This is a genomic window from Micromonospora sp. WMMD708, from assembly GCF_049315245.1.
In the GTDB taxonomy this organism is placed as follows: Bacteria; Actinomycetota; Actinomycetes; order Mycobacteriales; family Micromonosporaceae; genus Micromonospora; species Micromonospora wenchangensis.
The window spans coordinates 3,367,703-3,392,203 of record NZ_CP186060.1; the positions used below are offsets into that span (position 1 = coordinate 3,367,703).

Here is a 24,501-nt window from a genome sequence, read left to right on the forward strand (position 1 = left end):
CCCGTTCGTCGTCTGCGCTTCGGCACCGGCGGCGGCGGGGCACGGGTTGCGGGTCGGACCGCCCGTCGCACACCCGCCCGGTCACCTCCGCCGCCGGGACCACAACCAGGTTTATAAGCGGTGACGCGACCGTTAAATTCGCGCTGGCCCGTCGCACATAAAAGAATCGGCGGGACAAACCGCTCCCGACTGACAAATATTTCGCCAGGCCCGGCCACTCCGGCCGACAGCGCCGACTGACCCGCAAAAACGGCCGTTCACCAGCGGCAAGGTCGCGTAGCGCGACCAGACTATTGACCGTGCGCGATGGGTCGCATATTGTTCGCGGTGCAAGTCCCACCGCACGAGATAAACACCGGCCACAATCAGTTGCCAGCCGTCGGCAATCGACGCAGCCTTTCCGCTGCCCGCCGTGTCGGGTCAACCGCGCACGCATTCCCCCCGACCAGCGAGGAATCCCGTGGAAATGCTCACCCCCTCCGGGCGCACCCTGGCCCTTTTCGACGGAATAGGTGGTCACCAGGGAAGTCTGCTCCCCACCCTCGGGGCGCTGTACGCGCAGCCGGAGAACGCGCTCTTCTTCGACCGCATGTTCCGGACCCTCGACGACCTGCGGGAGCACGTCGGCTGCGCGTCCGATCCGGTCGTTCCCGCCGGGAGCCGGCTGCGCCGGTGGTTGACCGACCCCGCCACCGCGCCGCCGACCGGCACCGACGACTCGGTCGTCGCCGGTATCTGCGTCCACCTGATCCAGCTGTGCGACCTGCAACCCCGGCGGGCCGCCCTCGACACCGCCACCGCCGCCATCGGGCACAGCATCGGGTTCCAGGCGGCCATCGTCGCCGGCCTGCGGCCGAAGCGCACGGACGCCTTCCTCGCCCTGGCCGAGACCTCACTCAGGCTGGTCGCGCTGAGCCTCGTGCGGGGGCACCAGGCCACCACCGGCCGTCCCGTCCCCACCGAGCTGACCGAGCGGTACGCCACCTGCGGCGACCCACGCCAGCGGCCCGGCCCGATGGCGCTGGTCAGCGGCCCCTCCCGGGCGGAGCTCGCCGCCCTGGTCGACCGCTACCGGCTCGACACCCGACGGTCGGTCTCGGTCGGCCTGGTCAACACCCCCACCACCGGCGTGCTCAGCGGACACACCGCAGACCTGCTGCACTTCCACGCCCACCACGAGGCGGTGTTCCGTGGCGGTGCGGCGACCTGGACGTTCCTCACCAACACCCTGCCGTTCCACAGCCCGCACCTGGCCGCCGCCGCCGACGAGGTACGCCGGGACCGGACCTTCGTCGGTCCCCTGCCCGCCGCCGGTGAGCTGCGGATAGCGGTGTACGCGGCGGACGCCCCCAGGACCCTGCCGCCCGACGCCGACCTGCTCGACGAGTTCGTCGAGCAGGTGCTGGTCCGCCCGGTCGACTGGGCGACCGCCAGCGTCCACGCCGTCACCGACGCCGGCATCACCACCGTGCTGGACTGCGGCCCCGGACCCGCCGCCCGCCGGTTCACCCGGGAGTGCCTCGCCGGCCGCACGCTGCGCTTCGAGTCGATCCGACGAGCCTCCCGGCGACCGTGAAAGGACACCACGTGCACTGTCTACTCTTCCCGGGCCAGGGGGTGCAGCGCCGCGGCATGGGCGCCGACCTGTTCGGCCTGTTCCCCGAGGCCACCGCCAGGGCCGACGAGATCCTCGGCTGGTCCATCGAGGAGCTGTGCACCCGGGACCCGCACCGACGCCTGCGCGACACCCGCTACGCCCAACCCGCGGTGTTCTTCGTCAACGCCCTGCTGGCCCAGCAGATGACCGCCGAACGCCCCGGGCACTACCGGTACTTCGCCGGCCACAGCCTCGGGGAGTACAACGCCCTGGTCGCCGCCGGGGTGCTCGACCTCGACGTCGCCCTGCGGCTGGTCGACCGGCGGGCCGAGCTGATGTCCCAGGTCACCGGCGGGGGCATGTCGGCGGTGCAGGGCCTGCCGGTGTCGTTCGTCCGGCGGGCGTTGACCGAGACCGGCCTGCCCCGGGTGTTCGTGGCGAACCTCAACGCCGACACCCAGAGCACGATCGCCGGGGACCGCGCCGAACTGGCCGTCGCGGCCAAGGCGATCGGCGCGCTGCCCGGGGCCCGGGTCGTCCCGCTCAACGTCAGCGGCCCCTTCCACACCCCGTTGATGGCGACGGCGGAGCAGCGTTTCCGACCCGTCCTGGACGGCTGCGACTTCGCCGCCGGGCACACCCCCGTAGTCTCCGGGATCACCGGGGACGTCTTCGACACCGACCGCGCCGCCGAACTGCTCGCCCGGCAACTGTCCACCCCCGTGGAGTGGGTCCGGGCGGTCACCACCCTACGCGCGGCCGGTGTCACCGTATTCGACGAGGTCAACGGCAAGACCCTCAGCGCATTTCTCACCCGCATCGCGGAGAGGTGATTCACCGCATGGACACGGATATCGCGGTCGTCGGTCTGTCGGTCGAGGTTCCCGGGGCCGACGATCTCGACACCTTCTGGCAGATCATCAGTTCCGGGGCGAGTCTCACCCGACCATTTCCCACGAACCGTCGGGAAAAACTCGCCGAGTACATCAGGTATCTGCGGGCGACGAGCATCGAACCGGTGGACGAGCCCGACGTCGAATACCACAACGGCTGTTTCCTCGACGAGGTCGACACCTTCGACCACACCGTGTTCGGAATGAATCCCCGGCAGGCCACGCTGACCGACCCGCACCACCGGATGGTCATGCGCGCGATGTTCCTCGCCTTCGAGGACGCCGGTTACGGTTTCGACCGGCTCCGGGGCAGCCGGACGGGGGTGTTCGTCGGTTTCGCGGTCAACCCCGGATCGACCTATCTGGACTACATCTGCCGCGTCGACCCGAACAACGGCCAGCAGGCCATCACCGGCAACATCCCGGCGATGCTGGCCAACCGGCTGTCGCACCTGCTGGACCTGCGCGGCCCGAGCCTGGTGGTGGACACCGCCTGCTCGGCCACCCTGGTCGCCGTGCACCAGGCCAGGAACGCGCTGCTCGCCGGGGACTGCGAGATGGCGGTGGTCGGCGGCGCCCGGATCGTCTTCTCCCCCGTCAAGCACCCGCACTCCAACATCGGCATCGAATCCTCCGACGGGGTCACCCGCACCTTCGACGAGGCCGCCGACGGCACCGGTTTCGGTGAGGGGTCGGGTGCGGTCGTCCTCAAGCGGATGTCACAGGCGGTCGCGGACGGCGACCGGATCTACGCCGTGATCAAGGGCAGCGCGGTCAACCACGACGGCAACACCGAGGGCATCACCAACCCCGACTCCGACTCGCAGGCCGACCTGCTGGACGCCGCCTGGCGCAACGCGGGCGTGCACCCCCGGACCCTCGGCTACCTGGAGGCCCACGGCACCGCCACCCGGGTCGGTGACCCGATCGAACACGAGGGGATGAAACGCGCCTTCGCCCGGTACACCACCGACCGGGGGTTCTGCGCGGTCGGCACCGTCAAGGCGAACGTGGGGCACCTGTTCGAGGGCTCCGGCGTCATCGGCCTGATCAAGGCCATCGCGGTGCTGCGCAACCGGATGATCCCACCGCAGGCCAACTTCAAGAACCCCAACCCGAAGCTCGACTTCGCCGCCGGACCGCTGTACGTCTCCACCAGCCTACGACCGTGGGAGTCCCCCGACGACGGCCCACGGCGCTGCGGGGTCAGTGCCTTCGGCCTCGGCGGCACCAACGCCCACGTGGTGCTGGAGGAGTACGTGGCGCAGCCACCGGCGACCCCCGCCGGCCCGGGACCGTTCCTGTTCACCCTCAGCGCGGCCACCCTGAAGTCCCTGGTCCGCCTCGGCGAGCGGTACGTGCGGTTCATCGACGCCGCCGGCCTCGACGGGGTCGACATCGCCGACGTCTGCCACACCAGCCAGGTCTCCCGCAGCGGGCACCGGCACCGGGCGGCGTTCGTCGTCCACGACGTCGCCGACCTGCGCCGGCAACTGGTCGCCTCGCTGGCCGACGGGGCGTCGCCGCCGCCGGACGGCCCGCTGGGCGACGAGGCCCGCCGCTACCTGGCCGGCGAGCCGGTGGACTGGCGGCGACTCTCCGACGGCCACCGCCGGATCGTCCGCCTTCCCGGGTACGCCTTCGACACCACCCCCGCGTGGGTGCAGTTCCCCGACACCTGGCGGGCACAACTGTCACTGGGCACCGTCGACGAGGAGCACCCGGTCACCCACGACGTGGTGTTCGCCCCCGCCGCAGACCCGGCGCCGGCCACGCCCGGGGCGCGGGTGCTGGCCCTGGTCGACCCGGACACCGACGCCGGACGGCTGCTCGCCGCGACCGGCCTGGACGACCTGCGGGTGCTGCGGCTCGGCGAGCCGGTACACCCCGGCGGGGCACCCTTCGACGCCCGGTCGGCGGACTCCTTCGCCGAGATCGCCCAGTTGGTCGACGACGGCGGCATCACCCACCTGGTGCACGCGCTCGGCTTCGACGCCGTCCCCGCCGCCGACCTCGCCGGGCTCGACCTGCGGACCGGCAAGAACCTGCACAGCCTGTTCCACCTGACCAAGGCGTTGATGGCGGCCGGCGTCAAGCTGGAACTGACGGTGCTCACCCGCCGCGCGGTCTGCGCCCACGACGCGGAACCCGACGTGGTGGTCGAGAACGGCGCGCTGGTCGGCTTCGGCAAGGTCATCGGCCGGGAGTACCCGTACCTCGGGGTCACCCACCTCGACGTCGACCCGGACGTGTCGCCCGACGCGGTACGGGCGGAGATCCTCTCCCCCGAACGCGGGGTGTTCCTGTGGCGCGACGGCCGACGCCTGCACGAGGTCTTCGTCGAGGTGCCGCAGGTCGACACCGACGGCCCGCAGAGCTACCTGCGGCCGGGCGGCACCTATCTGGTCACCGGCGGCACGGGCGCGCTCGGCCTGGCCGTCGCCCACGCGTTCGCCACCCGGCAGCCCGACGTGACCCTGGTGCTGCTCAGCCGGTCCGGCCTGCCGCCCCGCGCACAGTGGCCGGAGCTGCTGGCCGCGCCGGCCGGCGACGCCCGCGCCGGGCGGGTCCGCGCGGTGCGGGAGCTGGAGGAACTCGGCGCGCGGGTGCGGGTGGTGGCCGCCGACGCCGGTGACCCGCAGGCGCTGGCCGCCGCGGTGGCCGACGTGCGGGGCGAGTTCGGCCGCATGGACGGCATCGTGCACGCCGCCGGCCTGCCCGGTGGCAGCACCGTGATGTTCCGGGAGCTGGCCGACTTCGACGCGGTGGTCCGGGCGAAGCTGCACGCCGCGTTCCTGCTCGACCAGCTCACCCGGGACGACCGGCCGGACTTCGTCGTGCACTTCTCGTCGGTGGCGTCGGTGTTCCCCGCCCCCGGCCAGGCCGACTACGCGGCAGCCAACTACTACCTGGACAACGTGGCCCGCAGCCGGGCCGGCGGGCCGACCCACGTGATCGCGCTGGACTGGGTCGCGTGGAAGGAGATCGGCATGGCCGTCGACCACGGCACCAGCGGCGACACCATGTTCCGGGCCCTGCCCACCCGGGTCGCGCTGGACGTCCTCGACGCGGGCCTGCGCTCCGGCCGGTCCCGGCTGTTCGCCGGGGAGCTGCACTACCGGGGGGAGCTGATCCACCTGCTGCGCTCCTACGACGTACGGCTCTCCGCCGAGATCGACGCGAAGGTCGACAAGGAGATGCAGGCGTTGGAGCAGCGGCTGCGGCAGGCCGCCGACAAGATCCGGGCCACCGTCGACGCGGTCGACGTCGAGCTGGAGGGCCGGCCGGACGGCGGGTACACCGATGTCGAGCGGTCTGTGGCGCAGTGCCTCGCCCTCGCCTTCGGCTATCCGACGCTCGACGTGGAGGCGGACTTCTTCGACCTGGGCGGCGACTCCATCATGGCCGCCTCGGTGGCCAACACCATCGCCGTGCGGCACGGCGTGCAGTACGACGTCGCGGACCTGCTCGCCGACCGGACCGTCGCCGAGATCGCCTACCACGTCGAGGACCTGGTCGCGTTCGCCGACGCCGCCGCCTGACGACACCGATCGGAGGGGTGGCATGTCGGACATGACTACCGGGCCGGCGCTGCGGCGCATCGTCGGCTTCGCCCTGCCGCTGACCGCGGCGAACCTGCTGCAACAGGGTTATCTGCTGGTCGACAGCGTCGTCGTCGGCCGTTACGTCGGGGTCGAGGGGCTGGCCGTGGTGGGTGCCTGCGGGCCCCTGTTCTATCTGCTCAACGCCATGTTCATCGGGCTGGGCACGGCGTTCACCATCCGGTTGGCCCACCTGACCGGCGGTCGGCAGGTCGACCGCCGCCGCGACGTGGTCGCCGCCCTCACCCTGCTCACGGTCGTCTGGGCCGTCGGCTGTGTCGTCCTGGCGACGCTGCTGGTCGAGCCGGCGTTGGCGGTGATGGGTATCGACGGGCGGCTCGCCGCCGACTCGGCCCGGTTCTTCGGCACCCTGGCGCTCGGCTTCCCGGGGATCTTCGGCAGCGCCGCGGTCAGCGCCTACTTCCGGGGGCTGGGTGACTCCCGCTCGGCGATGTGGGTGCAGGGCGTCGGCAGCATCGCCAACGTCGTCCTGGTGCTGGTCTTCGTCGCCGTCCTCGACGGGGGTGTGGTCGGTGCGGCCCTGGCCACCGCGGTGGCCAGCACGGTGGCCCTGGTGGTCGGGCTGCTCTGGGCGGCGCGCGCCCACCCCGTGCGGCGCGGCGGGCCACGGCCGGCCGTCCGCCGGGAACTCGTCGACGCCGCCCGGCTGGGCCTGCCCCTGGCCAGCCAGCACATCGTGCTCGCCCTCGGGATCATGGTGCTGGTCGGAATCATCCAGTCCTACGGGGAGGTGGTCCTCGCCGCGTTCACGATCGTCTCCCGGATCGAGTTGTTCACCGGCATACTGTTCCTCGACTTCTCCGGCGCGGTGACCGCCTTCGCCGCGCAGAACCTCGGCGCGGGCGACCTCGCCCGGGCCCGCGCGGGGCTGCTGCGCACGCTGCGGTTGACGGCCGTGCTGTCGGTGCTGGTCGCCGGGGTGGTGCTGGCCGCCCGCGACCCGCTCGCCGCGCTGTTCACCGACGATCCGGCCACCCGGGAGCTGACCGGACGCTACCTGACGATCATCTATCCCTTCCTGCTCCTCTACACCGCCATGGTGGTCATCCACGGCTACCTCAACGGTGCCGGCCGGACGACCGCGCCGCTGATCTGCACGCTGATCGCCTTCGTCGCCGTGCAGATCCCCTTCGCCTGGCTGCTGAACGGGCCGTTCGGCATCGACGCCGTGATGTGGGCGGTGGTGGCCAGCTGGACCGCCGGGCTGACCTACAGCGTGTTCTGCCTGCGGCGGGTGCTGTTCGTCCGGCCCGCGCCAGCGGCGGTGCCCGCCGCGACCTGATGTCCCGTCCATCCCCCGCCCCGTGAGGACCACCAGTGATCAACCACCGCACCGCCGAGGTGACGTTCCACGCGGGCCGCAGCCGGACCGCCCACCTGACCTGGGGCCAGCAGGGCACCTGGGACGTCCTGCGCCGGTGGCTGCCGGAGATGAAGCCGTTCTTCGTGCTGACCCGGTGGCTGGACGTACCCCTGCTGCTCGAGGTCGACGACGTGCTGGCGCAGCTGTCCCACCTGCTCCAGCGGCACGAGTCGCTGCGGACGCTCTTCCCGGCGGGGGTCGACGGCCAGGGCAGCCAGCACGTCCTCGGCGAGGGCGTCGTCGCCGTCGAGGTCGTCGACCGCCCCGACGGTGACCCGGTCAGCTTCGCCGACATCATCACCGACTGTCTGGGCCGGGCCGGTGGGCGTCCGTTCGCGCACGACACCGAGCTGCCGATCCGGTTCGCGGTCGCCACCCACGAGGGCATCCCCGTGCTGCTGATGTTCGCCGTGTCCCACCTGGCGGCGGACCACCTCGGCGCGGACCTCCTGGCCGCCGAGCTGGCCGCGCTGCTGCGGGCCAGAACCGACGGCGACGCCCCGCCGCCGCCCCGGCCGGCGATGCAGCCGGTCGACCTGGCCGTCTTCGAACGCTCCCCGGACGGGCAACGCCTCAACGTCGACGCGCTGGCGTACCTGCGTGAGCAGCTCCGCCGGCTGCCGGTCGCGCCGCTGCCCGAGCGGGTCACCCCGGTCAGCCCCCGGTACTGGCGCGGTGAACTCGCCTCCGACGCCGCCGCCGTGGCCCTGCGGCTGGCCGCCCGACGACTGCGCACCACCACGTCGGTCACCCTGCTGGCCGTCGTCAACGCGCTGGTGCGCACGTTCTGCGCCACGCCGGTCTATCCGCTGGACATCATGCAGAGCAACCGGGTGGAGCCGGAGCTGCGGTACACCGTGACCAGCCTCAACCAGGCGGTCCGTACCGCCATGGAGGTCTCCGGCGACACCGTCGGTGACCTGGTCGGGCACGCCCGTGCCGCGATGGGGGCGGCGATGCGCCACGCCCGCCACGACGGCCGCGCCGCCGCTCAGGTGGCCCGCGCCGCCGCCGACGCCGCCGGGCGTCCCCTGCCGGTCGGCGGCCAGTTCAACGACCGGTGGTCGCTGCAACCGCGACCCGCCGGCCCGGCGCCGGGCTCGCAGGCGTTGGCCGGGCTGGCCGCGACGACCACCTTCGCGTGGCCGCAGCGGGCGACCGCCGAGGCGATGCCGTTGTACGTCGACGCCAGCGGTACCGCCGAACGGATCCAGCTGTCGCTGATGGCCGACACCGCGCTGCTCGCCCCCGCCGACATCCGGGGTTTCCTGTACGCCGTGGAGCAGGTCACCATGGAGTTGGCCCGCGACGACGTCAGCCTGCGCCGGGTGACGGAGATCTTCGACAGCCACCGGCCCTGTGAGGTCCACCCGGACGCCCCGTGACCGGCCCCGCCCCGACCGTGACCGGGCGGTAGGGTGTCCGGTCACGGTCGCCCCGTCAGTGCGCGACGACGACCGCCGAGGGTGGTTCCAGGTCGGCGAGCCGGGACGGGCGGACCACGAGGAACAGCACCGCCAGCGCGGCCACCATGCCCCCGGCCACCACCAGCGCCATCGCCACCGCGCCGTTGCCCAGCACCCCCACCATCGGGGCGGCCACCGCGCCGACGCCGAACTGCACCGCGCCGAGCAGGGCCGAGGCGGTGCCGGCGGCCTCACCGTGGCGGGACAGCGCCAGCGCCGGGGCGTTCGGCATCGCCAGTCCGGCCGCCGCCAGCACCACCCACAGTGCCACCAGCAGGGCGGGCAGCCCACCGAACCCGGTGACGGCGAAGGCCAGCAGGGTCAGCCCGGCCAGGGTGCCGACGCTCAACGAGGTGACCAGGATGCGCTGCGGGGAGTGGCGGCGCAGCAGCCGCACGTTGTACTGGGCCGCCCCGATCAGGCCCACCGCGCCCGCCCCGAACGCCAGCCCGAACTGCTGCTCGTCGAGCCCGTACCCCTCCTGGAGGACGAACGACGAGCCGGCGACGTACGCGAACAGCGCCGCCATGGCCAGCCCGGCGACCACGACGAGCCCCACGAAGGTCCGGTCACGCAGCAGCGAGCCGTACAGGCGCATGGTCGACCACGCGCCGCCGGGTTGGCGACGCCCGGCGGGCAGGGTCTCGGGCAGGCCGATCACGGCGACCACGACGAGCAGCACCCCGAAGACGGCCAGGGTCACGAAGACTCCCCGCCAGTCCGTCCAGCGCAGCACCCCGCCGCCGAGGGTCGGGGCGAGGACGGGGGCGGCACCCATCACCAGCAGCAGCCGGGACAGCAGGGTGGCGAAGGCGGTGCCGTTGAACAGGTCCCGCAGCACCGCCATCGCGACCACCGTGGCGGCGGCGACACCGAGGCCCTGCACCACCCGCAGCGCGCCGAGGACGGCGATGTGCTGGGCGACGACGCAGAGCGCCGACGCCACGACGTGCAGGGCGAGGCCGGCGATGAGCGGGCCACGGCGGCCGACGGCGTCGGAGAGCGGCCCGATCAGCAGTTGGCCGAGGGCCAGCCCGGCGAGCGTGCCGGTGAGGGTCAACTGGACCGCCGCCGAGGTGGTCATGAGGTCGGTGGCGATGGCGGGCAGCGCCGGCAGGTACATGTCGATGGTCAGCGGGCCGATGGCGATCAGCGAGCCGAGGACGAGGACGAGCCGTACCCGCTGCCGGCGGGTCATCAGGTCTCCGGGCGTCGGTGCGACCTTGGTCAGCCGGTCGGGGGCGAGATCGGTCATCGGGGAAGCTCCGCCCGGTCGTGGTACGGCCGGGCGCGAGACGGTACGACGGTCACACCTGGCTTCAAATCCTGACCTGCTGCTCTGATTCCCGCTCCACGCAGAGGTAACGCGGGTCACAGCCGTCGGTCACGGATCAGGCCGGGTCCACGCGCCCCAGCCGCCAGTACCCCATGAAGGCGACGGCGCGGCGGTCCACGCCCCGCTCGACGACGAGGTGGCGGCGCAGCGCGCGGATGACGCCGGCCTCCCCGGCCAGCCAGGCGTAGACGGGCACGGGCACGGTCGGGGTCGGCACCTCCCACAGCGGGGTCACGTCGACGTCCACGTCGGCGACCGCCTCGGCGGGCGTCGTCCCGGTGCCCGACAGCAGTCGTTGCGCCGCCGCGGCCACCGCGGGCAGCAGCCTGCTGCCGTGGTCGTCGCCGACGCGGGCCAGCCAGCTGACGGTGACGCCAGGTGGGGCGGCCACCGGCAGGACGTCGGCCGGGTCCGGCACCTCGAGCAGCACCTCACCCCGGGCGTCGAGGGGCAGGCGTTCCAGGATGGCGCTGATCGCGGGCACGGCGGTCTCGTCGCCGGCCAGCAGCAGCCGGCCGGCGGGCGGCGGGCGGAACTCGATGCCGCCGTGCTCGCCGTCGTGGCCGGCGTCGGGCCCGAGCAGCCCGGCCTCGTCACCGGGGCGGACCCGCAGCGCCCACCGGCCGGCCGGGCCGTGGTCGCCGTGCAGCACCAGGTCCACGTCCACCTCGGCCAGGTGCTGCCGGACCGCCCGGACGGTGTACGTGCGGATCGGGCAGCGCTCCTGCTCGGGCAGGGCGCGCCAGTGGGTGTACCAGTCGTCGCCGCCGGGCAGGTGGACGCCGGGTCGCCCGGGCACCGGCAGCACCAGCTTGATCCGCTGGTCGTACCCGTTGTCGGCGAACCGGTCGAGGTCCGGGCCGGTGAAGGTGACCCGCAGGAACGACGGGCTGAGCCGACGCGCCGCGCGTACCTGGACGTCGAACAGCCGCCAGGGGGCGACCGGCAGGGTCGCGGTGCCGGTGGGGCGGTGCCGCTCCCCCGTCGAACGAACTCGATCACCAATCACGTAGGTGAGGCTAACCTAACCACCAACATGAATGGCGACGTGGGTCACCCACCCCCCGTTCGGGGCACGTCACCCACCTGCCCGAGTGGCCCCGACCCTGGTCAACGGGCCCGGGCGGCGCGGTCGAAAAAGAGCAGCCGGGCCCGCTTGTCAGGCAGGTCGATCTCCGGTCCGGGCACGAAGCCGGCCCGGACCAGCCGGTCGATCGCGCGGGCGTTGCGGGCGTCCGGTTCGGCGACGATCCGCAGCCGGGTCGGGTCGGCCAGCACGAACGCCAGGAACACGTCGAGCAGTACGCCGGTGAAGCCGGGCTCCGGGCCGTCGTCCGGCGGGCCGATGAGCAGGTGGATGCCGAAGTCACCGGGGCGTACGTCGTAGCACCGCCCGACCGGGTCGGCCGCCGGCTCGTAGGTCTGGAACAGCGCCACCGGCCGGCCGTCCCGGTGGGCCAGGTAGGCGTGGTGGGTGGTCAACGAGTCGAGGTACGCGTAGATCTCGCGGACCCGCTCCCGGCTGGCCCCGCCCATGCCCCAGAACCGGGACCGCTCCCGGGTCACCCAGTCGTGGATGACCGCGACGTCCCGGTCGGGGTACACCGGCCGCAGGGACACCTCCCCGAACCCGTCGACGTGACACGAGGTGGAGGTCGGCGCAGTGGTCATGGCACTCCTTCCGGGCGACCGGCCCGGCGGGCCCGTCACGTTTCGCTTTCGAATCGGCACCCTCGGCGACGATTCCGCCAGACCCCATCACAACTTCGAAAAGTATGCAAACGAACACCCGCAGCAACGCCCCGCCGGCAGGCGCCCTACGCCGACAGCGACACCGGAACGGCGAGACCGGAAAACCGCACCCGGCCACCGGCAGTTCGGCGACCGCGTCCCGGGCCGCCGACCTGTGACCCGTCAGGCACTCTGCGGTATTGACTCTCGTAATTCATTCTGATAGCCGGCCAGCGCTGGCGAGCAAAGGTCGGCATTCGCTCGGAGCGCCGAGGATCACTAATCGTGGAACAGGGGGTGACACATTGCCGTTCGTCGTTGAATAATTGCCGATGTCGAGTGCCGGTCCCGTGCGCGCCGGTGTTTAGGGGAAGGGACAGCCGTGAAACGTGACCAGTCACCGGTACTGCCGGGCGACGGATCCACGGACTACGCCCGTTACATGCGCACCGACGAGCTGCTCGCCCTGCAACGCCGTCCGGAGGAGATGCTCCACCGCGACGAGCTGCTCTTCCAGGTGGTGCACCAGTCCGCCGAGCTGTGGCTGAAGCTGGCCGAGGCCGAGCTGACGGCCGCCGTCGGGCGGACCGCGGCCGCCGACCCGGCCGGGGCGGCGGCCCTGCTGGCCCGCGCGACGCTCGCGGTGCGACTGGTCACCGAACAGCTGGAGATGTTCCGGCACCTGTCTCCCGTCGACTTCCAGACGATGCAACCCGCGCTGGGCAACGGTTCCGGCGCCGAGTCACCCGGCTGGCGGCGGGTCGCGACGGTGAGCCGGCAGCTCGGCCGGGTCTTCGCCGAGCACCTCGCCACCCGCGGCGGCAGGCTCGACGCGCTGGCCCCGACCGACCCGACCCGGCGGCTCGCCGAGGCGATGATCGCCTGGGACGAGCAGGTCCACCAGTGGCGGGTGCGTCACTACGAGGTCGCCCTACGGGTCGGCGGGCACGCCCCCGGCGGCACCCCGGGCAGCGCGGCGAGCGTGCTCGCCAAACTCATCGGACACCGGTTCTTTCCCGAGCTGCACGCGCCCCGGCCGGACACCGACGTCCGGGTGGCGGCGCATTCGGGCACCGCAGAGGCATGACGAGCCGCGCCACTCGAAGAATCGTCGGCGCTCCCTGTGACAGATACCCATCCGAGGTGCGGTTCGTGCGTGAGCTGACGAGCTGGTCGTCCGGTACGGCCGACCCCGAGCAATTTCCCTACCAGGCAGTGGTCACCGAATTTCATCGTGTCGGTAAACACTTCGTCAAAAAGGAACTCCTCGTCCAGCTGGACGCCGCGCGCGCCCGGGTGAACGCGCGGACCACCCCCGCCCGCGAGTTGTCCGCCTTCCTCGACGTGGCGCTCGACAAGTGGGACGGCCGGTACGACTACCGCAGCTACCTGGCCCTGCCCCTGCTCCCCCTGTTCACCGCCGCCCAGGACACCGGACCGGGCGCACGGGTGGCCGACGGGGTCGACCGGCCGGGGCCCGGCGGCGGGCGGCGGGAACGCGACCGGCTCCTGGTCGACCTCGTCGCCGACGCCCTCGCCTTCGAACTGGCCGCCTCGACCGACGCCATCGACCTGCTCCCCGAGCAGCGGCCCGGACCGGAGCTTGCAGCCAAGCGGTGCCGGCTCGGGGTACGCGCCGTCTCGTCGGCCCTCACCCGCCTCGGCCTGACCGGGGCGCTCACCGAGCGGGACCCGGTCGCGGCGGCGGTGGCGCTGCACCGGCTCGCCGTCACCGGCCGCGACCCCGCCCGGGAACGCGCCCTGGCGTTGAGCATGCTGCCGGTCTACGTCTCCCACGACGAGTACCTGTTCATCCGGGTCCTCCAGGCCTACGAGTGCGTCTTCGCCGGGGTCGCCGAGGAGCTGCGGGGCACCATCGCGGCGTTGGACACGGGCCGCCCCCGCCCGGCCGCCGGCCGGCTGGCGTACGCCCGGGAGCTGATCAGCGGCGCCGGGACGCTGTTCTCCCTGCTGGCCACCATGCAACCGGCGGCGTTCCGGACGTTCCGTGAGTACACCGAGGGGGCCAGTGCCATCCAGTCCCGCTCGTACAAGCTCATGGAGTCGCTGTGCCGTACGCCCGAGCCGGAGCGGTTGGACTCCACCGCGTACCGGTCGGTGCCGGAGGTACGCGAGGTGGTGCGGGCCGGCCAGCCGTCGATCGACCGGGCCTACCGCGCGGCGGTCCGGGCCGGCTCGCTGCGGGGGCCCGACCTCGACCTGGTACGGCAGCAGATGGCGGCCTTCGCCGAGGCGGTGCTGACCTGGCGGCGCACCCACCACCGGCTGGCGGTCCGGATGCTCGGTACCCGCTCCGGCACCGGCTACACCGAGGGCACCCCCTACCTGGCGGCCGTCCGCGCCGTCCCGGTCTTCACCACCGTGTCCACCGTCAACCGTCCACCCCGGACCGACCCGATCGGAGGCTGCTGCGAGTGAGCGCACCCGCGACCCACCCGGCGCGTTGCCTGGACGCCGCCGCACACGCCGCCCTGCGCGCCGAGTTCCCGCTGCTGGAAACGTGCGTCTACCTGGGCAACAACTCCACCGGCGCATCGCCCCGGGGGGTCGAACGGGTGCTCGCCGACTACTGGGCGACCCTGCGCGACTGGCGCGACGACGTGTGGCAGGACTGGCACGTCGGCCTCGACCGGTACGCCGACTCGGTCGCCGCGCTGCTCGGCGCTCCGCCGGGCAGCGTGGTCACCGACGCCAACCTGAGCACCCTGCTGGTCCGGGTGCTGTCCTGCTTCGACTACCGCCCGCCGCGCGACCGGATCGTCACCACCGACCTGGAGTACCCGACGGTGCCGTTCATCGGCACCGCGTTCCGCCGCTACGGCGCGCGTCTCGACGTGGTCGGCACCGGCGGCCCCCGGTTCGACGAGGACGCCCTCGAAGCCCGCATCGACGAGCGGACGCTGCTGGTCTGCGTACCCCACGCGAGCTTCTCCTCCGGGGCCACCATCGACCTGGCCCGGCTGGTCGCCCGCGCCCACGCCGTCGGCGCCCTGGTGGTGGTGGACGCGTTCCAGACCGTCGGGGCGGTCCCGCTGGACGTGACCGCGCTCGGCGTCGACATCGTCCTCGGCGGCGCGCACAAGTGGCTGTGCGGGGCCGGCACCGCCTTCCTCTACGTCCGCCCCGACCTGGCCGGGCGCCTGGAACCGGCGGCGACCGGGTGGCAGGCCGGCGACCGGGCGTTGACCTTCCGGGTGTCGACCGGGTGGGCGGCGGGGGCGCAACGCTTCGCCGGCGGCACGCCGTACCCGTTGACCTCGCTGATCTCCCAGGTCGGCCTGGACCTGCTCGCGGGCGTCGGGATCGGGGCGATCCGGGCGCACTCGCTGGCGCTGACCCAGCGGGTCCTGGACCGGGCGGCGGCGGCCGGCGTCACCGTGGTCAGCCCCACCGACCCGGACCGCCGGGGCGGGGTGGTCTGCCTGGACGTCCCCGACGGCGAGGAGGTCAAGCGGCGGCTGGCCGCGCGGAACATGATCTGCACCTGGCGGGGCTGGTTGCGGGTCGGACCGCACGTCTACAACACCCTCGACGAGGTCGACGCGTTCATGGACGCGCTGACCGAGGAGCTGGGCCGGTGAGCGTCACGTTGTCCCCCCGGGCGCTGATGAGCCTGCTCGTCAACGGCGCCAAGGCCGTCGACGTGCTGGAGACCGCGCTGGCCCTCGGCCTGCTCGACGCGCTGGAGGCCGGGCCGGTCCGCCTGGACGCGCTGGCCGACCGGTTCGCGGTGCGCCCGCTGCGGCTCTACAAGTTCCTCGACTGCCTGGAGAGCCTCGGCTGCGTCACCCGCCACGAACCCGACGACGACATCGCCGGGGCCAGCTACCGGGCGGTGCCGGGGCTGCGCGACGCTGTGCTGGCGGTGCTCGGCCCGGACGCGATCGAACGGGACCGGGACCGCTACCCGTGGCGGCTGCTGCACGGCCGGCTCGCCGGGAGCCTGCGCGGCGAGGTGGGGATGACCGACGACGATTTCGCCTGGCCGCCGAAGACCGACGCGCAGACCGCCGACTTCGAACGCAGCATGGCCGCCGGGCTCGGCCCGGTGATCGAGACGCTGCGCCGGCACGCCGACCGGCTCTGGTCGGACCGGCGACGGCTGCTGGACGTCGGCGGTGGCGACGGCACCCTCGCCGCGCACGTCCTCGACACCGCCCCCGCCCTGCGGGCCGACGTGTTCAACCTGCCGGCAGTGGCGCCCCTGGTGGCGGCCACCCGGGCCGACCGGGGGCACCCCGAGCGGCTGGGCTTCGTCGGCGGCGACTTCCTGGCCGGGCCGCTGCCGACGGGTTACGACGCGATGGCGTTCGTCCGGGTGCTGCACGACTGGCCCAACGACGTCGCCCGCCGCCTGGTCGAGCAGGCGTACGCAGCACTGGAGCCGGGCGGGCTGCTGCTGATCGCCGAGGAGTTCCGCACCCCGGACCGGCTGGCCGTGCAGTTCTTCTGGAGCTACTTCCTGATCGGCGTGGACAGCTGCGTCAGCCGGCTGCGGGAGGTCGGGTTCTACACCGGGCTGCTCACCGAGGTCGGCTTCACCCGGGTGGCGGTGCTGCCCGGCGGGTGGGAGCTGGTCACCGCGTACAAGCCGGGGTGATCCACCGGTCGACGCCGGGGCCGGCGGGCGCCTGAGGTCCGCCGGCCCGGCCGGGCCGGTCAGGGGCGGCGGGCCAGCACCGCGCCGTTCGCGCCGGGAGCCTCGAACGGCACCGTACGCACGTCGACGAAGCCGGCGTCGGTCAGCCAGGCCCGATACTCCGCGCCGGAGTAGTTCTTGCCGCCCTCGGTCTCGACGAGCATGTTCATGCCCATCAGGGCGGCCTCCGGCGGGCCGGTGCGCTCGTCGTTGAGCAGCAGCTCGGAGATGACGATCACCCCGCCGGGCGGCAGCGCGGCGAAACACCGGGCCAGCAGCGCCCGGTTGGTCGGCTCGTCCCAGTCGTGCAGGATCATGCTGAGCAGGATCACGTCGTGCCCGTCGGGCAGGGCCGGGTCGGCGAGGAAGTCACCGGCGACCGTGCCGATCCGGTCGGTCAGGCCCGCTTCCGCGATCCGCTCCCCGGCCCGCACGCACACGTGCGGCAGGTCCAGGATCGTCGCCCGCAGCTCCGGCAGCCGCAGGCAGAACTCGATCGGGAACGCCCCCGCACCACCGCCGACGTCGAGCAGCCGTCGGTGCGCGCCGAAGTCGTACGCGTCGGCCAGCGCGCGGGCGGTGAAGCGGGAGGTGGCGAACATGGCGTCCCAGAACTGGGCCACCAGCTCCGGGTCAGTGGTGTCGAACAGCGAGTCCTGCTGCTGCGGGTCCCAGGTGAGCGGCCGGTTGCCGCGCAGCGCCTCGCCCACCCGGTGCCACGGCAGGTAGGTGCGCAGGTCGGAGTAGCGCACCTGGGCACCGAAGTAGTAGGGCCGCCCCTCGACCAGGAACTGCTCGGCCAGCGCGGAGTTGCGGTAGCCGTCACCGGCCTTGTCCAGCAGCCCCAGCGACGCGCTGGCCGACAGCAGCAGGTCGGCGGGGCGTTCGTCGAGCCCGAACTCGGCGGCGGCCTCGGCCACCGTGACGGTCCGTCCGCCGGCCAGCCGGGTGAACAGGCCGAACTCGACCCCGACGGCGAGGGTCTTGAAACCCCAGACGCCGGCGACGAGATGCATGAGAGGAGTGGGAGTGATCATGGGAATATAAGATCATGGAACGGTGACGCGGTGGCACGCACCGGTCACTATGGAGTAATGATTCGCTTCATCCTGAACCTGTTGTGGCTCATCCTCGGTGGCGGAATCGTGCTGGCGCTCGGCTACTTCGTCGCGGCGGTGGTCTGCTTCGTGCTCATCATCACGATCCCGTTCGGGGTCGCGTCGCTGCGGCTGGCGTCGTACTCGCTGTGGCCGTTCGGCCGGACCCTGGTCACCAAGCCCGGGGCCGGCGTCCCGTCCGGGCTGGCGAACGTGCTGTGGGTGCTGCTGGCCGGCTGGTGGCTGGCACTGTCCCACCTGCTCGCCGGGATCGCGCTCTGCGTCACGATCATCGGCATCCCCTTCGGCATCGCCAACTTCAAGCTCGTCCCGGCGGCGTTCTGGCCGCTCGGCCGGGAGGTCGTCGAGGCCCCCTGACCCGACCCCGCGGCGACCTGCGGCGCATCTGTGGCGATCCGGCGGTGTCGACGGGGTGTCGATACCGCTCGATCGGCCCATGAGCGGACCGGCGACGGCCGGGCCACGGGGCCGCCGGGTCAGGGCCGCCGGTCGGCGTGCAGCCGGTCGAGGTGGGCGGCGAGTTCGTCGGTGACCAGCAGGTCGGTGCGGATCCGGTCGTGCGGGTAGCCGGCCCGGCCGATCATGTGCGCGGCCACCGGCGCGGTGGCCAACTGGAACGCGCCGACCAGCACCAGCGTGGTGACGTCCACCCCGGTCCGCAGTCGCAGCGCGCAGCCGAGCAGCACCAGCAGCAGGCCGAGCACCTGTGGCTTGGCGGCGGCGTGCATCCGCGACAGCAGGTCGGGGAAGCGGACCAGGGCGACCCCGGCGGCGAGGCTGAGCAACGCGCCACCCAGCAGGCAGGCCGCAGCCACCACGTCCAGCACCGCGTCGACGCTCACCTGTCGTCCCGGCGGGTGGCGAAACGGGCGACGCTGACCGAGCCGACGAAGCCGAGAATGGCCAGCACCACGAGGATGGGCAGCGCGGTCGCGTCCCGGCTGTAGGCGGCCTCGGTCGCCACGGCGGCCACCACGATGGCCAGCAGCACGTCGGTGGCGACCGCCCGGTCGAGCACCGACGGCCCCCGGACGATCCGGGTGAGGGTGAGCGCGCCGGCCACCGCCAGCAGCACGGTGACGATCACGGCGACAGCGGTCATCTCGAACTCCCTTGCAGCGCGGACGGTGGGTGCTCCCGGATCAGACGTTGCTCCTGCGCCGAGCCGATCGCCGCGACCAGCCGGGCCTCCAGCTCCAGCACACCCACACGGAAGCGTTCGACCTCGGCGCGGTCGCGTACCCCGAGCACGTGGACGTAGAGGATGCCGGCGTCCCGGTCGACCTCGACGATGAGGCTGCCGGGCACCAGGGACAGGGCCTCAGCGGTCAGGGTCAGGTTGAGGTCGGAGCGGACCCGCAGCTGCACCGCGATGATCGCGCCCAGCGGGGGGTGCCCGAACCGCAGCGCCAGGGCCGCGATCTGGACGCTGGCCACCACCAGGTCGCGCAGGAAGCGCAGGGCGAAGCGCAGCAGCGGCACCGGGTGCACCCGCCCCGCGAAGGTCACCGGGGGCAGCGGGAAGACGGTCAGCACCACCAGCCCCACGACCAGCCCACCGAGTACGTTGGCCCAGCTCAGCGTCCCCCAGAGCAGCACCCAGACGGTGACCAGGACGATCATCGCGACGGCCTGGTTGCGGCGGCGGGCCGCCCGGGTCAGCGGCTGGTCCTCGGGATGCTCCGGGGCCGACGGCTCCCCGGCACGCTGCGACGGCAGCGCGCCGGGTGGCGGGTCCGTGGACCGCTGCGGCGGCGGATCGTGGCTCACGGGGTCCCCCCGGGGTAGACGGCCTCGACGTACGGGGTGCGCCGCAGCAGGTCGTCGGCGGCGTCGGAGCTGAGGTCGAACAGCGGCCCGGCCACCACGGTCAGCCCCAGCCCCAGCACCACCAGAGCGACCGTCGGGGCGATCATCAGGCGGGGCAGCATCGCGCCCGGGTGGGCGTCGCGGTCCGGTCCCCGGTAGGGCTGCTCCACCCCGTCGGTGCGGACGGTGTGCACGCTGTCCTGCGGCTCGGGCATCTGCGGGTGCGGGCGACGCCAGAACGCCAGGTTCCACACCCGGGCGATGGCGTAGAGGGTGAGCAGGCTGGTCAGCAGCCCACCGGCGACCAGCACCCAGGCCAGCACGCCACCGTCGTCGACCCCGGCCTGGACCAGGCCGAGCTTGCCCAGGAAGCCGGAGAACGGGGGGATGCCGGCCAGGTTCAGCGCGGGCACGAAGAACAGCACGGCGAGCAGCGGCGACAACCGGGCCAGCCCGCCGAGGCGGTCCAGCGCGGTGCTGCCGCCCCGGCGTTCCACCAGCCCGGCGGCGAGGAACAGGGTGGTCTGGATGGTGATGTGGTGCACCACGTAGAAGATCGCGGCGGCCAACCCGAGCGACGAGCTGAGCCCCACCCCGAACAGCATGTACCCGATGTGGCTGATCAGGGTGAACGACAGCAGTCGTTTGATGTCGGACTGGGCGACCGCGCCGAGGATGCCGACGAGCATGGTCAACGCCGCCACCACCAGCAGCAGGTCGGCGGTCCGGCCACCGGGGAACAGCAACGTCTCGGTGCGGATGATGGCGTACACGCCGACCTTGGTGAGCAGGCCGGCGAAGACGGCGGTGACCGGCGCGGGCGCGGTGGGGTAGCTGTCGGGCAGCCACGCCGACAGCGGGAAGACCGCCGCCTTGATGCCGAAGGCCAGCAGCAGCATGCCCTGGAGCACCAGCCGCAGGTCGTCGGGGAGGGCGTCGAGCCGGTCGACGAGCTGCGCCAGGTTGAGGGTGCCGGTGGCCGAGTAGACCAGCCCGATCGCCACCAGGAAGATCAGCGACGAGAGCAGGCTGACCACGACGTACGTGGTGCCGGCCCGGATGCGGGTCTCGGTGCTGCCCAGGGTGAGCAGCACGTAGCTGGCGACCAGCAGGATCTCGAAGCCGACGTAGAGGTTGAACAGGTCACCGGAGAGGAAGGCGTTGCACACCCCGGCGGTCAGCACCAGGTAGGTGGGGTGGTAGACCGACAGCGGGGTCTCCTCGTGCCCGTCGGCCATGCCCTGCCCGATGGAGTAGACCAGCACGCAGAGGGTGACGGCGGCGGAGACCACCAGCATCAGCGCGGCGAGCTGGTCGGCGACGAGCACGATGCCCAGCGGCGCGACCCAGCCCCCGACCTCGACGACGAGCGGCCCGTCGAGCGAGGAGCGGACCAGCAGGGTGGCGGCCACCGCGACGGTCGCGGTGAGCACGGTGAGGCTGACCCACCGCTGCGCGCGGGGCCGGCTGGCCAGCAGCAGGGTCAGGGCCGCGCCGAGCAGCGGCATCACCACCGGCAGTGGGACGAGGTGGTTCACGCGTCCCTCCCCCGCTCGCCGGCCGTCGCCGCCACCGAGGCCGCCGAGGGCCGTCTGCTGTCGGGATCGGGCCGGCCGTCCGGGTCGAGCTGGTCGTCGGAGTCGGGCTGGTCGGCGTCGTCGGTGCCCGGCCCCTCGTCCCGGTCGGCCAGGTCCATGATCCGGCGGTCCTCCACGTCGTCCTGCACCTCGTCGTGTCCGTTGAGGTGCCAGCTGCGGTACGACAGCGCCAGCAGGAACGCGGTCATGCCGAGGGTGATGACGATGGCGGTGAGCACCATCGCCTGCGGCAGCGGGTCGCTCATCCCATCGGTGTCGGTGGTGCCGACGATCGGCGGGCCACCGGCCCGGCCACCGGTGAGCAGCAGCAGGTTGGCCCCGTTGCCGAGCAGGATGACACCCATCAGCACCCGGGTGAGGCTGCGTTCCAGCAGCAGGGTCACCCCGGCGGCGAACAGCACGCCGACCACCACGATGTAGGTGAGGTTGGGGGTCACACCAGCTCCTTGTCCCGTACGTCGTCGTGGGCGTCCTCCTGCTGGCGGTCCATCTCGGCGCCGAGGCTGCGCAGGATGTCCAGCACCAGGCCCACCACGATCAGGTAGACGCCGACGTCGAAGAAGACCGACGAGACGAAGTGGACCTTGCCGAGCAGGGGCAGGTGCAGGTCGAGCACCGCGCTCTGCAGGAACTCCCCGCCCAGCGGCATCGCGGCCACCCCGGTGCCGACGGCGAGGAACAACCCCGCGCCGAGCACCGCCCCGGCGTCGACCGGCGCGGCGGCGTTGAGTTCCCGCCGGCCGCCGGCCAGGTAGCGCACGGCCAGGGCCAGGCCGGCGACCAGTCCGGCGGCGAACCCGCCACCGGGGGCGTTGTGACCGGAGAAGAGCAGGTAGACCGAGAACAGCACGATGGCGTGGAACAGCAGCCGGGTGACCACCTGGAGGATCACCGAGTGCCGGTGTGCCTCGAAGCCGGCGGTCAGCCAGCGCGGCCCGCCGGTGGTGGCCGGTCGGGGGCCGGGGACGGCGCTGCGCCGGTCCAGGTCCCGGGAACGGCGGAAGATCAGGCTGGCCACCCCGGTCGCGGCCACCACCAGCACCGCGATCTCGCCCATGGTGTCCCAGGCCCGGATGTCGACCAGGGTCACGTTGACCACGTTCTTGCCGCCGCCGTAGGAGACCGCCTCGTCGGGGAACCGCTCGGAGACCGGGGTGGCCAGCCGGCCGCTGGAGGCGACCCAGGCCATCCCGGACACGACCGCGCCGACGGCGACGCCGATGGCGATCCGGCCGCGCCGGCTGCGGCGGATCGGCCGGGCCGAGAACTTCACCGGCAGCCGGCGCAGCACCAGCACGAACATGACGATGGTGACGGTCTCCACCAGGAACTGGGTCAGCGCCAGGTCCGGTGCGCCGTGCAGGACGAACATCAACGCGGTGCCGTAGCCGGCGACACCGACCAGGATCATCGCGGTGAGCCGGCGCAGCGCGCGGGCGGCCATCACGGCGGCGACGATCACCAGGGCGGCGACGACCGCCTGCAACGGGGTGTCCCAGGCGCGGAACTGCCGGGGCCAGGGCCCGCCGGTGAGCAGCGCACCGCCGGGCAGGACGACCAGCACCACCAGGATGATCCCGAGGTAGAACGGCAGCGAGCCGCGCTGGGTGGCGCCGGTCAGCTCCACGGCCAGCCGGTCCACCCCGCCGACCACCCGTTCGTAGCCGGCCGCGCCGTCCAACGGCGTCCACCGGGCCGGACGCAGCCGACCACGGTGCAGCAGCAGGAACAGCCCGGCACCGGCCGCCACCGCGAGAGCGGACAGCCCCAGCGCGGGGGTCAGGCCGTGCCACAGCGCCAGGTGGTAGCCGGGCCCGGTCGAGGAGAACCCGTCGGCGTACGGGGCGAGCAACCCGTCGAACGCCGGGGCGGCGACGCCGACGGCCAGCCCGGCGACGGCGAGCAGCGCCGGGGCGGCGAGGAACGTCCGGCCCGCCGGATGCGGTTCGGTCGGCGCGACACCGGGCTTGCCGGCGAACGCGCCCCACAGGAACCGCAGCGTGTACGCCACGGTCAGCGCCGACCCGGTCACCACCCCGGCCAGCACCAGCAGGTCAGCCGTACCGCCGTGCCGGAACGCCTCGAAGGCGGCCTCCTTGGCGACGAAACCGGCCATCGGCGGCAGCCCGGCCATCGACGCGGCGGCCAGCACGGCGATCCCGGCCAGCACCGGCGCGCGCCGGCCGAGGCCGCTGAGTTCGCGCAGGTCCCGGGTGCCGGTGGTGTGGTCGACGATGCCGACGACGAGGAAGAGGGTGGCCTTGAACAGGGCGTGCGCCAGCACCATCGCCGCGCCGGCCAGCGCGGCGTCGCGGCTGCCGGCGCCGAGGATCACCATCAGCAGCCCGAGTTGGCTGACCGTGCCGTAGGCGAGGAGCAGTTTCAGGTCGGTCTGGCGCAGTGCCACCCAGGCGCCGAGGAAGAGGGTGGCCAGGCCGGTGCCGAGCAGTACCACCCGCCAGGCGGTGACGTCGGCGACGGCCGGGCCGAGCAGGGCGACCAGGAACACCCCGGCCTTGACCATGGCGGCGGCGTGCAGGTAGGCGCTGACCGGGGTGGGGGCGGCCATCGCGCCGGGCAGCCAGAAGCTGAACGGCACGATGGCCGACTTGCTGAGCGCGCCGAGCAGGATCAGCATCAGCGCGGTGACCAGGTAGCCGCCGCCGGGCAGGTCGGTGGCGACGACCGACCAGCGGTAGCTGCCGGCGTGCTGGCCGAGCATGACGAACCCGGCCAGCATGGCCAGCCCGCCCAGGGTGGTGACGAGCAACGCCTGCATGGCGGCCCGCCGGCTGGCGCGCTTCGCCGGGTCGTAGCCGATCAGCAGGTACGAGAAGACGGTGGTCAGTTCCCAGAACACGTAGAGCAGCAGCAGGTCGTCGGAGACGACCAGGCCGAGCATGGAGCCGGCGAAGGCGACGAAGACCGCGGCGAAACGGCCCAGCCCGGGGTCGTCGGAGCGGAAGTACCTGGCGCTGTACGCCAGCACCAGCGCGCCGACCCCACCGACGAGCACCACCATCAGCCAGGACAGGGTGCCCATCCGCAGGGCAAGTTCCAGACCGATGCGGGGCACCCACGGCCAGGTCTCCACCACCGGCTCGCCGGCCCGGACGGCACCGGTACGGGTCAGCGCCCAGACCAGCGTGGCGGCCGGGGCGAGCGCGACGGCGTAGAGCGCACGGCGTCCGAAGCGACGTACCAGCCCCGGGGCGACCACGGCTGCCAGTGCGTGGACCGCCACCAGGACCAGCACATACCCTCCTCGAAGATCAGCGTCGGTGGCCACCGGCCCGTTCGGGACGGT

20 protein-coding genes are annotated in these 24,501 nt (G+C 72.9%); 10 read left to right on the top strand and 10 right to left on the bottom strand.

The features are described from left to right. Positions 1 to 466: 466 nt before the first annotated feature. From ACN260_RS14780 to ACN260_RS14800, 5 genes are read left to right on the top strand one after another with little or no spacing between them, the layout of a single operon-like run. On the top strand, positions 467 to 1,576 hold the full coding sequence (locus ACN260_RS14780; protein ID WP_422756513.1) for a hypothetical protein: 1,110 nt from the start codon (positions 467 to 469) through the stop codon (positions 1,574 to 1,576). Between the two features lie 11 nt (positions 1,577 to 1,587). Beyond that, entirely contained in the window at positions 1,588 to 2,430 is an 843-nt protein-coding gene (locus tag ACN260_RS14785) for an ACP S-malonyltransferase (RefSeq protein ID WP_422756514.1), read from the top strand. Positions 2,431 to 2,438: 8 nt separating this feature from the next. Beyond that, complete coding sequence (locus ACN260_RS14790; protein WP_422756515.1) at positions 2,439 to 6,032, top strand: SDR family NAD(P)-dependent oxidoreductase; 3,594 nt, start codon at positions 2,439 to 2,441, stop codon at positions 6,030 to 6,032. Positions 6,033 to 6,054: 22 nt separating this feature from the next. After that, entirely contained in the window at positions 6,055 to 7,395 is a 1,341-nt protein-coding gene (locus ACN260_RS14795; protein ID WP_422756516.1) for an MATE family efflux transporter, read from the top strand. Positions 7,396 to 7,430: 35 nt separating this feature from the next. Continuing rightward, positions 7,431 to 8,861: a condensation domain-containing protein gene (locus ACN260_RS14800; RefSeq protein WP_422756517.1), complete on the top strand. Its 1,431-nt coding sequence runs from the start codon at positions 7,431 to 7,433 to the stop codon at positions 8,859 to 8,861. A 55-nt stretch (positions 8,862 to 8,916) separates the two neighbouring features. On the opposite strand, the gene ACN260_RS14805 is transcribed toward ACN260_RS14800, so the two are convergent. From ACN260_RS14805 to ACN260_RS14815, 3 genes are all read right to left on the bottom strand, one after another. Beyond that, positions 8,917 to 10,140 carry a multidrug effflux MFS transporter gene (locus ACN260_RS14805; protein ID WP_422756718.1) on the bottom strand — a complete coding sequence of 408 codons (1,224 nt, stop codon included), beginning with the start codon at positions 10,138 to 10,140 and terminating at the stop codon, positions 8,917 to 8,919. 193 nt (positions 10,141 to 10,333) lie between these two features. Then, positions 10,334 to 11,284, bottom strand: a complete 951-nt coding sequence (locus ACN260_RS14810; protein WP_422756719.1) for a siderophore-interacting protein — start codon at positions 11,282 to 11,284, stop codon at positions 10,334 to 10,336. Positions 11,285 to 11,388: 104 nt separating this feature from the next. Then, on the bottom strand, positions 11,389 to 11,949 hold the full coding sequence (locus tag ACN260_RS14815) for a GNAT family N-acetyltransferase (protein WP_422756518.1): 561 nt from the start codon (positions 11,947 to 11,949) through the stop codon (positions 11,389 to 11,391). Positions 11,950 to 12,391: 442 nt separating this feature from the next. Here ACN260_RS14815 and ACN260_RS14820 point away from each other — a divergent pair, with 442 nt between their 5' ends. From ACN260_RS14820 to ACN260_RS14835, 4 genes are read left to right on the top strand one after another with little or no spacing between them, the layout of a single operon-like run. Further along, the gene (locus ACN260_RS14820) at positions 12,392 to 13,096 is read left to right on the top strand and encodes a tryptophan 2,3-dioxygenase family protein (protein WP_422756519.1); all 705 of its coding nucleotides are present in this window, start codon (positions 12,392 to 12,394) and stop codon (positions 13,094 to 13,096) included. A gap of 56 nt (positions 13,097 to 13,152) precedes the next feature. Next, positions 13,153 to 14,448 (top strand): tryptophan 2,3-dioxygenase family protein, encoded by a 1,296-nt coding sequence (locus ACN260_RS14825; RefSeq protein ID WP_422756520.1) that lies wholly within the window; start codon positions 13,153 to 13,155, stop codon positions 14,446 to 14,448. Then, positions 14,445 to 15,611: an aminotransferase class V-fold PLP-dependent enzyme gene (locus ACN260_RS14830; protein WP_422756521.1), complete on the top strand. Its 1,167-nt coding sequence runs from the start codon at positions 14,445 to 14,447 to the stop codon at positions 15,609 to 15,611. The genes ACN260_RS14825 and ACN260_RS14830 overlap by 4 nt, the downstream gene beginning before the upstream one ends. After that, positions 15,608 to 16,630, top strand: a complete 1,023-nt coding sequence (locus tag ACN260_RS14835) for a methyltransferase (protein WP_422756522.1) — start codon at positions 15,608 to 15,610, stop codon at positions 16,628 to 16,630. Before ACN260_RS14830 ends, ACN260_RS14835 begins: the two co-directional genes overlap by 4 nt. Before the next feature lie 59 nt (positions 16,631 to 16,689). Here ACN260_RS14835 and ACN260_RS14840 read toward each other — a convergent pair whose 3' ends face one another. Beyond that, the gene (locus tag ACN260_RS14840) at positions 16,690 to 17,706 is read right to left on the bottom strand and encodes a methyltransferase (RefSeq protein WP_422756523.1); all 1,017 of its coding nucleotides are present in this window, start codon (positions 17,704 to 17,706) and stop codon (positions 16,690 to 16,692) included. 57 nt (positions 17,707 to 17,763) lie between these two features. Between ACN260_RS14840 and ACN260_RS14845 the strand changes: the two genes are divergently transcribed. Beyond that, positions 17,764 to 18,144 carry a YccF domain-containing protein gene (locus ACN260_RS14845; protein WP_204924355.1) on the top strand — a complete coding sequence of 127 codons (381 nt, stop codon included), beginning with the start codon at positions 17,764 to 17,766 and terminating at the stop codon, positions 18,142 to 18,144. 119 nt (positions 18,145 to 18,263) lie between these two features. On the opposite strand, the gene mnhG is transcribed toward ACN260_RS14845, so the two are convergent. Genes mnhG through ACN260_RS14875 form a run of 6 tightly spaced genes read right to left on the bottom strand, consistent with a single transcriptional unit; the run spans position 18,264 to position 24,450 of the window. Continuing rightward, positions 18,264 to 18,629, bottom strand: a complete 366-nt coding sequence (gene mnhG / locus ACN260_RS14850; RefSeq protein ID WP_145920159.1) for a monovalent cation/H(+) antiporter subunit G — start codon at positions 18,627 to 18,629, stop codon at positions 18,264 to 18,266. Next, complete coding sequence (locus tag ACN260_RS14855; RefSeq protein ID WP_088645903.1) at positions 18,626 to 18,889, bottom strand: monovalent cation/H+ antiporter complex subunit F; 264 nt, start codon at positions 18,887 to 18,889, stop codon at positions 18,626 to 18,628. Before ACN260_RS14855 ends, mnhG begins: the two co-directional genes overlap by 4 nt. After that, positions 18,886 to 19,557, bottom strand: coding sequence for a Na+/H+ antiporter subunit E (locus tag ACN260_RS14860; protein ID WP_422756524.1), 672 nt, complete (start codon positions 19,555 to 19,557; stop codon positions 18,886 to 18,888). Before ACN260_RS14860 ends, ACN260_RS14855 begins: the two co-directional genes overlap by 4 nt. Next, positions 19,554 to 21,134 carry a Na+/H+ antiporter subunit D gene (locus ACN260_RS14865; protein WP_422756525.1) on the bottom strand — a complete coding sequence of 527 codons (1,581 nt, stop codon included), beginning with the start codon at positions 21,132 to 21,134 and terminating at the stop codon, positions 19,554 to 19,556. Before ACN260_RS14865 ends, ACN260_RS14860 begins: the two co-directional genes overlap by 4 nt. Continuing rightward, positions 21,131 to 21,631 carry a Na(+)/H(+) antiporter subunit C gene (locus ACN260_RS14870; protein WP_422756526.1) on the bottom strand — a complete coding sequence of 167 codons (501 nt, stop codon included), beginning with the start codon at positions 21,629 to 21,631 and terminating at the stop codon, positions 21,131 to 21,133. Before ACN260_RS14870 ends, ACN260_RS14865 begins: the two co-directional genes overlap by 4 nt. After that, on the bottom strand, positions 21,628 to 24,450 hold the full coding sequence (locus ACN260_RS14875) for a Na+/H+ antiporter subunit A (RefSeq protein WP_422756527.1): 2,823 nt from the start codon (positions 24,448 to 24,450) through the stop codon (positions 21,628 to 21,630). Before ACN260_RS14875 ends, ACN260_RS14870 begins: the two co-directional genes overlap by 4 nt. Positions 24,451 to 24,501: the final 51 nt, after the last annotated feature.

Excerpts from the sequence above, each read along its gene's own strand:
- ACN260_RS14780 (WP_422756513.1), top strand. The coding sequence starts at position 467 with ATGCTCACCCCCTCCGGGCGCACCCTGGCCCTTTTCGACGGAATAGGT.
- ACN260_RS14790 (WP_422756515.1), top strand. The coding sequence starts at position 2,439 with ATGGACACGGATATCGCGGTCGTCGGTCTGTCGGTCGAGGTTCCCGGG.
- ACN260_RS14795 (WP_422756516.1), top strand. The coding sequence starts at position 6,055 with ATGTCGGACATGACTACCGGGCCGGCGCTGCGGCGCATCGTCGGCTTC.
- ACN260_RS14805 (WP_422756718.1), bottom strand. The coding sequence starts at position 10,140 with ATGACCCGCCGGCAGCGGGTACGGCTCGTCCTCGTCCTCGGCTCGCTG.
- ACN260_RS14815 (WP_422756518.1), bottom strand. The coding sequence starts at position 11,949 with ATGACCACTGCGCCGACCTCCACCTCGTGTCACGTCGACGGGTTCGGG.
- ACN260_RS14840 (WP_422756523.1), bottom strand. The coding sequence starts at position 17,706 with ATGATCACTCCCACTCCTCTCATGCATCTCGTCGCCGGCGTCTGGGGT.
- ACN260_RS14845 (WP_204924355.1), top strand. The coding sequence starts at position 17,764 with ATGATTCGCTTCATCCTGAACCTGTTGTGGCTCATCCTCGGTGGCGGA.
- ACN260_RS14855 (WP_088645903.1), bottom strand. The coding sequence starts at position 18,889 with ATGACCGCTGTCGCCGTGATCGTCACCGTGCTGCTGGCGGTGGCCGGC.